General features: G+C 65.3%; 9 protein-coding genes. 4 read left to right on the top strand and 5 right to left on the bottom strand.

The genetic code is table 11. The features are described from left to right. Positions 1-5: 5 nt before the first annotated feature. Positions 6-3,179, bottom strand: coding sequence for a carboxypeptidase regulatory-like domain-containing protein (locus IPP90_00400; protein ID MBL0169177.1), 3,174 nt, complete (start codon positions 3,177-3,179; stop codon positions 6-8). 190 nt (positions 3,180-3,369) lie between these two features. Here IPP90_00400 and IPP90_00395 point away from each other — a divergent pair, with 190 nt between their 5' ends. Together IPP90_00395 and IPP90_00390 are read left to right on the top strand one after the other, a co-directional pair. Beyond that, the gene (locus tag IPP90_00395; protein MBL0169176.1) at positions 3,370-4,812 is read left to right on the top strand and encodes a vanadium-dependent haloperoxidase; all 1,443 of its coding nucleotides are present in this window, start codon (positions 3,370-3,372) and stop codon (positions 4,810-4,812) included. Next, complete coding sequence (locus IPP90_00390; GenBank protein MBL0169175.1) at positions 4,809-8,516, top strand: VCBS repeat-containing protein; 3,708 nt, start codon at positions 4,809-4,811, stop codon at positions 8,514-8,516. The genes IPP90_00395 and IPP90_00390 overlap by 4 nt, the downstream gene beginning before the upstream one ends. Positions 8,517-8,797: 281 nt before the next feature. Here IPP90_00390 and IPP90_00385 read toward each other — a convergent pair whose 3' ends face one another. From IPP90_00385 to IPP90_00375, 3 genes are read right to left on the bottom strand one after another with little or no spacing between them, the layout of a single operon-like run. Beyond that, positions 8,798-8,956 carry a hypothetical protein gene (locus IPP90_00385; protein ID MBL0169174.1) on the bottom strand — a complete coding sequence of 53 codons (159 nt, stop codon included), beginning with the start codon at positions 8,954-8,956 and terminating at the stop codon, positions 8,798-8,800. Beyond that, entirely contained in the window at positions 8,953-9,537 is a 585-nt protein-coding gene (locus tag IPP90_00380) for a hypothetical protein (protein MBL0169173.1), read from the bottom strand. The genes IPP90_00385 and IPP90_00380 overlap by 4 nt, the downstream gene beginning before the upstream one ends. 48 nt (positions 9,538-9,585) lie before the next feature. Further along, positions 9,586-10,356: a hypothetical protein gene (locus IPP90_00375; GenBank protein MBL0169172.1), complete on the bottom strand. Its 771-nt coding sequence runs from the start codon at positions 10,354-10,356 to the stop codon at positions 9,586-9,588. Positions 10,357-10,493: 137 nt separating this feature from the next. Between IPP90_00375 and IPP90_00370 the strand changes: the two genes are divergently transcribed. Beyond that, positions 10,494-12,428: a CocE/NonD family hydrolase gene (locus tag IPP90_00370; protein MBL0169171.1), complete on the top strand. Its 1,935-nt coding sequence runs from the start codon at positions 10,494-10,496 to the stop codon at positions 12,426-12,428. 7 nt (positions 12,429-12,435) lie between these two features. Further along, positions 12,436-13,770 (top strand): CitMHS family transporter, encoded by a 1,335-nt coding sequence (locus IPP90_00365; protein MBL0169170.1) that lies wholly within the window; start codon positions 12,436-12,438, stop codon positions 13,768-13,770. Here IPP90_00365 and IPP90_00360 read toward each other — a convergent pair. Continuing rightward, positions 13,739-15,085: a hypothetical protein gene (locus tag IPP90_00360; protein MBL0169169.1), complete on the bottom strand. Its 1,347-nt coding sequence runs from the start codon at positions 15,083-15,085 to the stop codon at positions 13,739-13,741. The genes IPP90_00365 and IPP90_00360 overlap by 32 nt on opposite strands. Between the last annotated feature and the right edge of the window lie 5 nt (positions 15,086-15,090).

Below are 15,090 nucleotides of genomic sequence, written 5' to 3'. Positions count from 1 at the left end.
GCGATCTATCGTCGCCGCGTCCAGACCAGCATCACGCCGCACACGGCGTTGGGCGAACTGTAGCGACCGGGGGTTGAGGCCGCCGAAGCATAGAACTCGACACCGGCGATGTCTTCCACCGGAATACTGTTGGCGTCGAAGGGTTCGGTGGGCCGCGAGGTGTTGAGGAGCCGGTCGTCCAGGTACACCTGGGCGAAGCAGGCACAGGCCCTGATGCCCTGGGCCTGGTCGGATGGCGTCGGGCAGTAGTACCCCTGATTGCGCAAATCGTCCATGCTGAAGGTGCACGGCGGCGGCGCGCCAAGAAGGTCCTTGGTGGCCGCCGTGGCCGAGCCGCAGCCGATCGACTTGGCATTGGGTCCGGTTGACGTTTGGGAGTTTGGCAGCAGATGCGTTGGCGCGCGTTTCCCCACCACCCACGCGTGTCCGGCGGCCTGTGACGCCGCCCCGAAGCCGGAAACCTGGGTGAGCACATCGCCCAATCGCCGACCACGCTGTTTGTCGAGTTCCTCGCGCCCCAGATACCGTCCGATGCCCGCTTTGCGGCGCTCCTCGAAGGCGGCCGGAATACCGTCGGCCCCAACGGTGAACGTGGCCAGCGTGGTCGCGCGAGTGAGCAGCACACGCTGATCGACCGCGCGATTGACGGCGAAATCGATGGTCGTCATCATCGGTGCATACCCGACGCGCTTGACACTCACCACATGGGCGCCCAGCGGAATATCGCTCACGCGAAATCCACCGCGCCGGTTGGTGAGTACCGTTCGACCAATGTCGGTGATGGTAACTTCGGCATTCTCGATGGGCACGCCGGTGGTATCGGAAATGACCGTGCCGCTGAAAGACGCGTACGCGACGACGGTGGAGTCGAGCTGGAGGTCGGCTCTGGCAAATCGGCGCTCGGCGGATAATTGCACCGTCGATGGCTGTGAGGCCCATGCACTGATGCTGTCGGATTCGGTGCGAAGGGCCAGCCGCATGCCCGCAGGCACGCCGCACAGTCGGAACGTGCCGTTGGCCTCGAGTGGCGTTTGCATCCAGGCGACGCGCGGGGCACGCGAATCCGGCGGCACACGAGTGGAGTCGGCGATGTCTGACCATTCGGCGACCACGCGAAGCCCGGCGGGCAATGCGGTGCCTTTGGCACTGACACGGCCAATGATAAACGCCGAAACATCAGGCGATCCGCAGGTGGCGGACAGAATCGCCGCCAACGATGGCACGAACAACACCAGCGGCGACGGCTTCTCCGACACCGTCACGCTGGCGCGCGACACCGCGCCGATGGAGTCGAGCCACGGCGTGCTGACCTCCACGGTGTATTCGCCACGCGCCACGCCACCCACCACAAACGTCCCGGATGAATCGGTCGCCCCCTCAAACGGTGTGCCCAGGAACGTGACGCGAGCATCGGGAACGAGCGCGCCGGTCACCGAGTCCTTGACTGAGCCAGCCACCGTGACCGTGGGTCCTGAGGCGACCGGTCGCCTGATGGCCGCGACAACCGGCGCGTGCGTCGGCAGGGCCACGCGCACCACGGTCAGCGGGTCCTCAAGCATCCGTTGGACCCGTACGGCCTCCTTGGGATCGCGCCACGAGGCGACTTCGGCGGAGGTGCCCCGTGCCAGACCCCGACAGACGGCCACAAGGCCGTTGGAGCCCGTCAGTCCGTTGTCTGACACCACGCGCCACCGTGAACCGTCCGCTTCGCTCACGCGCCATCTGGCGCCCGTCACGGGTCGCCCATCGCTGGCCACCACCCGGGACAACAGCCATGCCTCATCGGGTTTGGGTGCATCCCGGTCGCACATGGCCCCTACGAAATCCTCGGCGGTGGGCACTTCGACCCGCACCAGTGCCGAAGATGCGCGACGAGCGGTCAGCGTTCGACCGGTGGGAATCTGGAGGGCGAGCGTCGTCAGTCGCGGGTCGTCCACCACCACGGTGTAGGGCCCCGGCAGGATGTACTCGAAGGTCGCACGACCGGTCTTGTCGGTGGTCACGCGATAGTCGGTCCCCAGCAAATTGAGTGTTGCACCGGCTGCGGGCTCGCCGCTGCGGGTGACCGCCGTGACATGCAGCGCGCTGAGCGGACCGTTCCACGTGGCCCCTTCGGGCCACTGCGCGCGCGCCAGTTCACCGCCAATCTCACGCACGGCGTAAATCTGCGACGAGACCCCGGCATCGGTGACCATGGTGTCCGGGGCGCCCACCAGTCGCAACGACCACTGGTCGATGAACGGCACGCCGTTGTTCAACGTGCGAAATCCCACTCGACCACCGGCATTGAACGCTTCGGCCAGTGCCTCAACGCCGACATACCGGAAGTCGATGTCGCGCAGCGACCGGGCGGCGGTATCAATCCACAGTGTGCCATCGATGTCCACGCGTCCGTCGCGGCGATTGGCGGCGGTGAAACGCAGACCGACTTGCGTCGCGCGCGCGGTATCGGCCGCGGCGAGGCTGAAGCAATATCCGCGCTGGAATCGCTCGTCGAGCAGCACGTCGGCGTCGGGGCCAAAATAGGTGTATTGCCCCGGCGTCCCGGCCCGGAAGCCACGATCGACGAAATCGATCGCATCATGCACGGCGTTGAACGACGTGGTGGCATTGCGTGATGAATCCATCCGCACGATTTGCCGCTCGACCTCGATACCATCCAGATCGAGATACCGCTCGTACCGCAGCACGTGCAGCTTGGCCGGCTGTCGTTCACGGGCGACAATCGTGGCCAGCAGGCCGGCGCGGGCCTGATCCAGCAAGGCGTACGCGTCGGTGCGATCGGCGCGAGAGGGGCAGCCGCGCGCCGCCGTCACGTCCATCGCCTCCAACGTTCGCGGTACGTTCACCAGGGTGAGATCGACCGTCATCACTTCGGCGCGCACCAGCGGCAACCGCTCGGTGGTTGGGCGAAAGCCCAGTCGCACGGCGCGCACCAGCATGGTCGCCTCAGGACGGGTCAGGCGATACTGGCCTCGCTCACCGGAAATGGTCCGGCCGAGCGTCGCGCCGAGCGCGTCGAGCGCCAACACCACGGCGCCGGCCACGGGACGGCCGGAGCTGCTGTCGCGCACAATCCCGCGGACCTCGCCCGCCTGAGCGTGCGCCGGCGCGGATCCGAACAGCGCGATCGCCATGACAACCGCTGCCGCGCGCACGAACACTCTGGTGATCATCATGGGTGGGTCGCTACCGGGAGGGAGGGGTGGCGTCCGGACCTGTAAAGCTATGACGGCCGTGCAGGTCGGGCCAGCCGGAGCCCGTGTCACCGGAGGTTCGGTGCATCGCGCGTTGTGCGGCTGCGATTGTGCGACGATCATTCCACGCATGCCTCCCTTGATTCCACGTCGCTTCCCTCGGTCACTCCCGTTGATCGTCACCGCCTGGGCGCTGGGCGCGCTGGGCGGCTGCACACGACCGCGCGACACGGATCCCCGTGTCGTGTCCACCTGGGTACACGCGCTGTATGGCGCCATTCGTGTGGAGCGGCTCTCCCCTCCGGTCGCGTCACGCCTGACCGCGTACGCGGCGGCGGCGCTGTACGGCGGTTTCGCCGCGTCGCACTCCGGGATGTCACCGCTCGACAGTGTGCTCCACGGCATGCCGGCGTTGCCGCGTGCCAAGCGAACGGCAGAGGTCGACGCAACCGTGGTGGCCGTTGCGGCCGAGCGAGTGGTGCTGGACTCGCTGTTGCGCGAAGGGCTGGCCACGACGCGTGCGCAGTTGACCCGTCTGGCGGATTCGCTGGAAGCCGCGCGTGTGGCCGACGGTGTCGCCGCTGACGTGCAGTCGCGTTCCGACTCGTTGGGGCGTCGCATTGGTCTGGCCATTGTCGCGTGGTCGAACACCGATGGTTTTACCGCCACGCGCGGCCGCGCATACGCACCGCCGGTTGGCGACGGACTGTGGTACAACGATTCACCGGCCACCGTGTACTCCACGCAGAACCTGTCGGGCGCCAGCGAGTTTGTCGCCCTCGATAATCCCGCCAATCAGCAGCGTGCCGGAAACGTGAGTGATCGCGGACTGATCATGAGTCGTCCCAAGCCGGCGAGTGCCAAGACGCTTCCCGCGGCGAATATGGCGGGGGCGACCGAACCCTATTGGCGCGAGGTGCGCCCATTTGTGTTGACGGCGTGGAATGCCTGTCCTATTCCTGACGCGGCGGCGTATGCCACCGATAGTGCGTCGGCGCTGTACAGGAATGCGCGAGCCGTGGTCGATGCCAAGCGGATGCTCACCCCGGAACAACGCACCATCGCCTATTACTGGGCCGATAACGCCGGTGAGTCGGGAACGCCGGTGGGGCATTGGCTGTCCATTGCCAGTCAGATGATCAGCGAACGCCATCTCGATGCCGATGCCGCGGCGCGGTTGGTGCTCGCCACGGCTGTGGCGCAGGCCGACGCGTTCATTGCCGCGTGGGGATACAAGTATCAGTACAATCTGCTGCGACCGCGCACGTACATTCGGCGCGTCATCGATTCCACCTGGGAGCCGCTCATTCCGACCCCACCGTTTCCCGAGCATCCCGCGGGACACTCGACGCAATCGTCGGCGGCGGCGGCCATCATCACGGCCCTCATTGGCGCGTCACCGTTCTCTGACAGCACCAGCATCTCCATTGGCCACGCAGTGCGGCAGTTTCCGTCGTTCCAGGCGGCCAGTGAAGAAGCGGGGATGTCGCGGATATACGGGGGGATTCACTATCCGTCGGGCAATGAAAGCGGTTTGACGCTCGGTCGCTGCATTGGCGAGAAGGTCGCGACCGCGTTCGGCGTTGGTTCGTCGACCGGAGTGGCGAAGCCATGATCCCGTTCACGACCCCTGCCACACGCGTCGGCGTGGGCATTGCCTTGATGCTCGCACTGAACGCGTGCGGCACAGCCGACACGCCACGCTGGCACGAGTCCGCGGGGGTTCGTTGGCGCGAGTTGACCGTGGCCAAGGGCACGCCGGGGTTCACGCGCATGGACGGACGCCAGACCGGGATCCGTTTTCAGAATGCCGCCAGCGAGAAGATTCTGCTGGGCAATCGCATGTTCGCGCAGGGTGGCGGTGTGTCGATGGGGGACGTGGATGGAGACGGACTCCCGGACGTGTTTCTGGCCCGCACCGAAGGCTGCAGCGCACTCTATCGCAACGCCGGCAACTGGCAATTCGAGGACATCACCACGCGCGCCGGCGTGGGCGCGTGCGATCGCCGCTCCACCGGATCGGCGTTGGCCGATGTCGACGGTGACACCGATCTCGACTTGATACTGCTGGCCACCACCGGGCCCAACACCATCTACCTGAACGACGGGAATGGGCATTTCAGCGAGCACCGCGATCTCGGCCTCGACACGGTGGGTCGAGGGGCGACCACGGTGACCATGGCCGATGTCGATGGCAGCGGCCATCTGGCGCTGTTCATCGCCAACTACAAGCCGTACAGCGTCGACGACACGATTCCGCCGCAGCAGCGCGCGTTCAATCAAATGGTGCGACAGACGGGCCCTACGCAATACGAAATTCTCCCCGATCATCGTCGCGACTACAAGCTGGTCATGCGTCCGGATATGGGTGGCATGCGCATGACGCAACGCGCCGAACCCGATGAGTTCTACGCGAACGACGGGCGCGGGCACTTCACGCGCGTGCCCATGACATCGGAACGTTTTCGCGACGCCAACGGTGCGAAACTCGCGGAGGAGTTTGAATCGTTTGGACTGAGCGCCAAGTTTGTCGACCTCAATGGCGACGGCGCCCCCGACTTGTACGTGGCCAACGATTTCGAAGACACCGATCAGCTGTGGTATAACGACGGGAAAGGGAACTTCCGCCTGGCCGATTGGCGATCGCAGCGGCAGATGAGCAACTCGGCCATGGGCATCGATGTGGCCGATGTGAATGGCGACGGGCGCCCGGACCTGTTCGAGACCGACATGTTGAGCAACGATCCGCGGCGGCTCAAGACGCAGATGCCGACGCACACGTCGTTACCCAAGAAGATCGGCGAGCAGGAACTGCAGTTGCAGTTCCAGCGCAATGCGTTGTTCATCAATCGCGGGGATGGCACGTTTGCCGAGGTCTCCAATGCCGCTGGCGTACAGGCCAGCGGGTGGTCATGGGGATCGATCTTCATGGACGTCGATCTCGATGGGTGGCAGGACATCCTGGTGGCCAACGGGCACCTGTGGGACATCATGGATGCCGATGTGCAGGAGGGGCTCCAGAATCGCCTCAACGACGTGCCGTGGCGTCGACAGCGTTGGGAGTTCCCCGCGCTCAAGCTCCGGAATGTCGCGTTCCGAAATCGCGGCGATCTCACGTTCGAGGACGCCAGCAGCGCCTGGCGTTTCGGCATTGAAGAGGACGTGTCGCACGGCATCGCATCGGCCGATCTCGATGGCGATGGCGATCTCGACGTGGTCATCAACCGACTCGGTGCGCCGGCCCTGGTGTTGCGCAACGATGCGACGGCAGCGCGCATTGCGGTGCGACTGCGCGGGGAGGCGCCCAATACACAGGCGGTGGGCGCGCGCCTCACGTTGCACGGCGGCGCGATTCCCGTGCAGGTGCGCGAAATCGTCGTCGGTGGGTTGTATCTCTCCCACAGCGACTATGCCGTGTCGTTCGCGATGGGCGCGGCGGATTCCGCCGAGTTGGTGGTGGATTGGCGCGATGGCAGGCGCACCACCATGCCCGTGCGGGCCAATCGCCTGTATGACATCACGCAGCAGTCCGCGTCGTCGCCAACGACACCGCCTACGCCGGGCACTGCCGCGGGTGCCACGCTGTTCGTGGACGCGACGTCGCAGCTCAACGGGCATACCCACGTCGAAAACGAGTTCGATGATTGGGATCGTCAGTTCCTGCTGCCGAATGCACTTTCGCGATCGGGACCGGGCGTGTCGTGGTACGACATCGATCGTGATGGCGCCGAAGATCTCATTGTGGGCACCGGGAAGGGCGGACGATTGGCCGTCTTCCGCAGCGTGGCGGGTCGGCTGGTGGCGCAACCGACCGCTGGGCCGGTGGCCGCGGCAGATTTCACGGCCGTGCTGGGCATGACGTCGAATGGCGCGACCAGTCTGTTGGCCGGTGTGGCCACGTGGGAGTTTCGCAGCGAAAAGGACATGATCGCGCAGCCGGCGGCCGTGCGTATTGGCGCGTCACGGGGCGTCTTGGCCGCGACACCGCAACCGGCGGTGGGTTCGCACGAGTCGTCCACGGGACCGCTGGCCCTGGGTGACTACGACGGGGATGGCGCGTTGGATCTGTTCGTGGGCTCACGCGCCATGCCCTTGCGTTATCCGATGCCGGCGTCGTCGGGGCTGTTTCGCAATGTGAACGGATCGTTCGTGATTGACACCGCGAATCTGGCAGTGCTGCGCAACATCGGCATGGTCACGTCGGCCATGTTCGCCGACATGAATGGCGATGGGCATGCCGATCTGGTGCTGTCTCGTGACTGGGGCGCGTTGGTGCTGCTGTTCAACGACGGACACGGCAAACTGCTGCCCGCACCGGATTCCTGGGCGCTGGCAGCATGGACCAGCCAGTGGAATGGCGTCGCCGCCGGTGATCTCAACGGCGACGGCAAGATGGATCTCGTGGCGACCAGCTGGGGACGCAACACGGGCAGTGTCGTTGACAGCGCGCATCCACTGGTGGTCACCTACGGGGCGTTCGGTGCGGGCGGCGAAGTGGAAATGCTCCTTGGTCAGCCGGACGCGCGCGTGAACGGCCTGTCTCCCGTCAACAGTTTTCCGCGTGTGCGCATGGCGGTGGCGGGAATTCTCGGGCGCGTGAACAATTTCGCCGCCTACGCCGACGCCTCAGTGGAGACCGTGCTTGGCTCGGCGCTGTCGACCACGCAACAGCTGCGGGTGCGCACGCTCGATCACCTGCTGTTCATCAATCGCGGGGACCACTTCGAGGCTGCGCCGTTGCCGGCTGAGTCGCAGTGGTCACCGGCCTTCACCTCGGCTATCGCCGATTTTGATGGGGATGGCGCTGAAGATGTCTTCCTGTCGCAGAACTTCTTTCCCAGCGTGATCGGCAGTCCACGCTACGATCAGGGGCGCAGCCTGCTGTTGCAGGGTGACGGCAAAGGCGGCCTTGCGCCCCTAGCCGGCCAGCGCAGTGGACTGATGGTGTACGGCGATCAGCGCGGCGCGGCCTATGCCGATTTCAACGGGGACGGTCGGTTGGACCTTGCCGTGTCGCAGAATGGCGACGCCACCCGGTTGTTCGAGAATCGCGGCGCGACGCCGGGGCTACGGGTGCGCGTGAAAGGCCCGGCCACGAATCCCGATGGTGTCGGCACCCAACTGCGCGTGGTGTATGGGACGACGATGGGACCGGTGCGCGAAGTCCAGACCAGCGCGGGCTACTGGTCGCAGAACGGGGCGGTGCAGGTGATGGGCCTGTCGGGCACGCCCACTGCGCTGTGGGTACGGTGGCCTGGTGGCACGGAGACTCGTATGCCGGTGCCTCCAGGCGCTCGCGAAGTGGTGGTGACGCGCTAAAGGAGTGTCGCGGTAATTCCTTTCGTCAATCGTTGCGCCGCGACCGGATTCTGCCTGAGGTGGGGAGGCATGAGGGGCCGGAGGGGTGAGCAACGGAAGCGTCGAGCGTCAGAGGGGCGAGCCGGTGATGGCAGGACTGGGTTCTCCCCTCGCCGGCTGACCCCTCGAACGCTCGACGCTTCCGTTGCTCACCCCTCCGGCCCCTCACCGCTCCCACCGCTCAGCGAAACGTGTCAGGACGTTTTGAAGACACGGCATTCGCGCGCTCACGCGGTGTCAGCCTACCACGCGACGAAGTACCCGCCCCACGTGCCCTTCACGCCAACGAACAATCCGGCGGCAATCGCTTCAATGGTGGTGGCGACGTCGGGCGCGACGGCAGTGAGGGTGGCCAGTCGTTCGTAGAGTTGCGACAGAGGTATCGGCGACGACGAGGTCAACGCGACCAGATAGCGGTCGGCCGGCGGTCGCGCCGAAGGAACGCGGTCGCATGCCTCTTCTTTTCCGTGTCGGCGAGTCGATCACAGGACGCCTGCAGCGCGCGCTGTTGATCGACGCTGATGGCTTCGCCGCGACCGCCGTCATCGATCACCTTGCCAGTGCTGTCGCGCTTGACGGTGCGTTTCTGTTGCGCCAGTCGGCGCTCGGTGGCGGCCGCTTGCGCCATGCAGCGATCGTAGGCCAGTCTGGCGGCGGCGTCCTCGTCGGCGTTCATTGGACGAATGTTGTCATCGACCCGACGCATATCGACGAAATAATGTCCCGCCTGCCGATCACGGCGAAGGGGTAATCCTCCCGGCATGATCACTTCGATCTCGCGGCCGGGCACCACGGCCAGCACAATGAGATTTTTCGTGTTGCGCGCCGTGATGCCAGCTGTTTCGTTTTCGCGATCCAGCGTCAGGATGCGGACACCGCCGCCGATGGTGTCGCCGAACGCGCGCCGGAGACTGCGATTCGGGATGCCGAAGCCGGGCGCGATGCGGTGCCTGGACGTGCGGCCGGACCGCCGCCATGACACGCCACCACTGCCATGCCGATCACGGTCATCCGTGCTATCCGGCCGCTTCTACTTGGCCTTTCCACCAGGAATCCGCGTCCAGATGACAATCGTGCCGCACGGGGTGGTGTTGGCACCGATCGGCTGGAATTCCACCGGCGTGGTCGAGAAGTACGGATACAACTCCATCGCTTCCACCGTGCTGGGGAGAATTTCGTCCACTTCCATGCCACGCGAACGCGTACCGTCCAGCCAGATGTCGGGCTGACACGACGTCTGGCGCGAACCGGCCGTATTCGCCACGAACCGCACCTTGCCCCGAACGACATTCACGCCGCGCTTGGTGCGCAGCATGTCGCTCAGTCGCGAGGCGCCCCGTTCCAGGATATCGGCCCGGGTGATGAACGTGCCGATGCCGCGAGCGCGCCGTTCCTCGAAGTCCCGAATCCCCAACGCGCCGCGCGTGCGATTCTCAGTGACCTTGACGTTGCCCAGTCGCTGCGCGGTTTGCTCCATCTGCACCAGCACCGTATCCCACATCCGGTTGCGAGCCGTGAGGAGCGCATCCACCGGCTCGTAGCCCACGCGCCGAAGCGAGATGGTCACGGTGTCGATGTCTGCGGTGAACAACTCGAACGCACCACGGAGATCCGTTCGGACCGTGCTGCCCGGGATCGCCACACTCACGCCTTCCAGCGCGGCGCCCGCCGCATCGCGCACGACGCCCACCAGCTGTCGACGGGAGGCCGGCACCGCGTTCTGCGCGTCCGCGTGGGCCATGGGCGCCAGCAACGCACAGGCGATGGGCAGTGCGAGCCACCGATCGAAACGGGTCAACAAGCGCAGAATAAACCTCCGGTGGGCGCGTCCACTGAAAGCTGCCATCACGCGTCGGCGACGTCCAGACCACGCCATCCTTCGCCGTGCCCATGGTTGGCGCTGTACGGCGCAATGCGGCAAGTTAGGCAATGCCGCCTATGTCACTATTCCGCGTCAGACTGTCCGGTCGTGTCCGGCACACGCTGTTCGCACTGATGTTCGTGCCGGCGCTGGCTGCCTCGCAGACACCACCCGCCACCGACCCGTCCCGCATGCCCCCCCCGGGGTGGCCGTCGTCCCCGCGTCAGTACGACGCCATCAAGGTCGCGTCGGATCTCATGATCCCGACGCGAGACGGCAAACGCATGGCCACCGATATCTATCGGCCGGGACGCAATGGCACGCCCGTCACCGAGCGACTCCCCGTGCTGCTCAATCGCACGCCATACAACAAGACATCGCTGGCGGAACAGGCGGTGTTCTACGCCGAACGCGGCTACGTGGTGGCGCTGCAGGACACGCGAGGTCGCTACAAGTCCGAAGGCGAGTTCTCGAAAGTGCAGCCGATTGACGCCACCGACGGATACGACGTGATCGAGTGGCTGGCGAAGCAGTCGTACAGCAACGGCAAGGTCGGCATGTGGGGAACGTCCTTCGCCGCGCACATGCAGGCCGGTGCGGCGCAGTACCATCCGTCGTCGCTCAAGGCGCTGCTCATCAACATGGGCGGCATGTCCAACGGATGGGACCACGGCGTGCGATACCGCGGGACCTACGAAATGGGCCGCCAGCTCACGTGGGCATGGAGTCAGCTGCTGGCCGACGCGCGCTCGGACGATGTGAAAGCGCTGCTCACGAAAGAGAAGGTCGAAGACTGGTACAATGTGCAGCCCATGCGACGCGGACTCAATCCGCTGTCGGTGGCGCCGCAATATGAGGGCTGGTATTTCGACTTCTTCGAACACGCCGACTACGACGCCTTCTGGAAGGATCCGATGCTGGCGTGGGATGAGCACTATGCGGAGACGTCCGACATCCCCATGCTGCACGTGGGTGGCTGGTACGACATCTTCCTGGCCGGCACATTCAAGAACTATTCGGAGTTGCGCCGTCTCAAGAAGGCGCCCCAGTCGGTGATGGTGGGCCCGTGGAAACATGGTGGCAACAACCTGCCGTATGCGGGCGATGTGGCCTTTGGCGACAGCGCCGCCATCATGGATTTTCTCGCGGATTTTCATGTCCGCTGGTTCGACCATCAGCTTAAGGGTCGCGCCAACGGGGCCGAGAAGGACGCGCCGGTTCGCGTCTTTGTGATGGGAACGGGTGACGGGCACAAGGACGCGAACGGACGCCTGTATCATGGCGGCTACTGGCGCAGCGCCACCGAGTGGCCGCTCGCGGGCACTCGCTTCGTGCCGTACTACTTCCACGCCGACGGCTCCTTGCGCCCCGTGAAACCCACGGCAACGCGCTCGCAAACCACCTATACCTTCGATCCGCGACACCCGGTGCCCACCATCGGCGGCGGCTCATCGGCGCGCCTGAAGGACGGCGCGTACAATCAACGCGAAGACCCGCGCTTTCCGCCGTCGCAGGCGCCCTGGTTGCCGCTCCGGTCGCGCGCCGACGTGGTGGTATTTCAAACCGAACCATTGACCGAAGACCTGACCGTCATCGGTCCGATCAAGGTGGTGTTGCATGCGTCGGCATCAACCGTCGACGCCGACTTCACGGCCAAGTTGGTGGATGTCTATCCCTCCAGCGTCGATTGGCCCGGCGGGTTTGACATGAACCTGACCGATGCGATCGTGCGGGGCCGGTATCGCGCCACCCGCGACCACCAGGTGCTGTTGCAACCGGGTCGCGTGTACCCGTTTACCATCGAGCCGTTTCCCACGGCGAATGTGTTCAAGAAAGGACACCGCATTCGCGTGGATATCTCCAGCAGCAATTTTCCGCGGTTTGACGTCAACCCGAATACCGGGGAACCACTGGGGAAGAATCGCCGGATGATCACCACGGATATTTCCGTGCAGCACAGCGCGACGTATCCCTCGCACATTGTGTTGCCGCTGGCGCCGGCGCGGCCGTGATGCGCTCATGACACTCACCCTGCTCGCCTACGGCATGGTGATCGTCTTCATGACGCTCATCATGACAAAACGCCTGTCGCCGTTGACGGCGCTCATTCTGATCCCCATCGCGTTCGGGCTGACGGGCGGCTTCGCGTCCACGCTGGGTGAAATGATGGTGGCCGGCATCACCAAGCTGGCACCGACCGGCGTGATGCTGATGTTCGCCATCCTGTATTTCGCGGTCATGATCGATGCCGGGCTGTTCGAGCCATTCGTCCAGCGATTGGTGCGACTCGTGCACGGCGATCCGATGAAAGTGGTGGTGGGCACGGCCGCGCTCGCGCTATTGGTCTCGCTCGACGGGGATGGATCGACGACGTACATGATCACGACGGCCGCCATGCTGCCGCTGTATCGACGCCTGCAGATGCGTCCGCTGATTCTGGCCTGCGTGACGATGCTGTCCTCCGGCGTCATGAATATCCTGCCGTGGGGCGGACCGACCGCGCGTGCGGCCAGCGCATTGACCATCGATGTCGGCACGGTATTCGTGCCGATGATTCCGGCCATGGTGGTCGGCATCGTGTGGGTGCTGTACGTGGCCTATCGACTGGGCATGGGTGAACGTGGGCGTCTCGCCGCCGCAGGCGCTGACGCGGCGGCCGTGGCGCACGTGCTGGAAGAGGAGCTGGCCAATCCCGACTACCAACCGGACACTGCGCACCGGCGTCCCGACCGACTGGTGATCAACGCCGGGCTCACCGTGGTGCTGCTGGCGGCACTCATTGCGGCCGTGCTGCCACTACCGGTGCTGTTCATGATTGGCTTTGCGATTGCGGTCCTGCTCAACTATCCCACCATCGACCAGCAGAAGGCCCTGTTGTCACGACACGCCGGCAACGTGCTGGCCGTGGTGGGCCTCATCTTCGCGGCGGGTGTGTTCACGGGCATCCTGTCGGGCACGAAGATGGTGGACGCCATGGCGGACAGTGTCATTCGACTGGTGCCGACCGCACTCGGCCCGTACCTCGCCATTGTGACCGGCGTGCTCAGCATCCCGTTCACGTTTCTCATTTCCAATGACGCGTTCTACTTTGGCGTGCTGCCGATTCTCGCCAAGGCGGGCGAAGCCTACGGCATTTCGGCGGCGGAAATGGCCCGCGCCTCACTGATCGGGCAGCCCGTTCATCTGCTCAGCCCTTTGGTGCCCTCGACCTTTCTGCTGGTCGGACTGGCGGGTGTCGATTTCGACGACCATCAACGCTACACGCTCAAATGGGCCCTGGTCTCTGCGCTGGTGCTGCTGACCGTCGGACTGGTGACGATGGTCATCCCGGTGATGGGGCGTGCGATCGGGTAGTCTCTGTGACGGACGTGCGCCGCATGGCCTGCTCGATCAGCGCGACTGAGCGCGCGGTGGCGCCGCGTTCCCGTTCCACCACGGCGCGCGCGGCCGCACCTTCACCTTGCCGCTGCGCGGGATCGGCCAGCCAGCGATGCAACTGCGCGCCAAGGTGATCCGAATCGGATACGGCATGTGCGCCGCCGGCAGCGATCAACAACTCCGCCTCGCGACTGTTGTCGTAGCGCGGTCCGAACAGCACCGGAACACCGAAAGCCGCCGGCTCAATGACGGAATGCAGGCCGGCCGCGTGAAACCCGCCGCCCACGAACGCCATATCCGCCAAGGCATACAAGTCGCCGAGGACGCCGACGCGATCGACCAGAATGACGTCGGCATCGTCGGCACTGGGCCGTCCGGTGATGGCAGACAGCCGCATCAATCGCAGCGAGGCGCCCCGCGCCCACTCCTCGATGGACGCACAGTGAGCGGCCGTCGGTTCATGCGGCGCAATGATCAAGCGAGGCGCCGCCAACAGGGCGTCCGATGACGAATCCAGCGGTGGTGGCCAGGTCGCCAGTAGCGCGGCCTCGTCGGCCGGCCAGGTGCTTCCCGCAACCAGCGTGGGTCGGGCCGAGACCAGCGGTGCGAGCAATGTCGACGCCCGATCCACCGATTGGGCCCGCGCCCACACCTGATCGAATCGGGTGTCGCCCGTTACGCTGAGCGCCGCTGGCTGCACGCCCAATCCCGCCAGGCGTTCGGCGTGTTCGATATCGATGGCTCCGACTGCCGTGAGGTTGGTGTACGCATCATGCACGATGTGGCGTGACCACCATCCTCGACGACTTGAGGTCGCGGCCAGGGTGCCGCTGATCAGCGCCACCGGAATCCCCCTCGCCGTTGCCCGTTCGACCAACACCGGCCACACATCCAGCTTGGCAAACACGAGAATCGACGGCTGCAGCGCATCCAGCAGCGCATCGATGTCGGCCGCGTGATCAAACGGCAGGTAGTCGGTGATGTCCGCCCCGACCGACGTCGCAAATGACTCGGCGCTTGGCGAAAAAAACGTGTACGCAAGTTGCCACTCGGGATGACGGGCTTTCAGCGCCTGGGCAACCGGTCGCGCCTGTAGCCCTTCTCCCACCGATGGCGCATGCATCCACACCAGTGGACGAGCGACGTCGCGAGCCAACCGGGCGTTTGCAGACACACGCGCCACGATCCCACGTCGGGCTCGCAAGGCGCGCGCCAGCTTGCCTTCGCCAGACGGTGCCAGCCGCGCGGCGGCGCGCGCGAGGTTTACGGCCGTGGCATATGCCGCACGCACCGCAG

It is taken from the genome of Gemmatimonadaceae bacterium (genome assembly GCA_016720905.1).
Classification (GTDB): domain Bacteria; phylum Gemmatimonadota; class Gemmatimonadetes; order Gemmatimonadales; family Gemmatimonadaceae; genus Gemmatimonas.
Note: the sequence above shows the minus strand (reverse complement) of the source record. Positions and strands in the feature narration are given on the sequence as shown.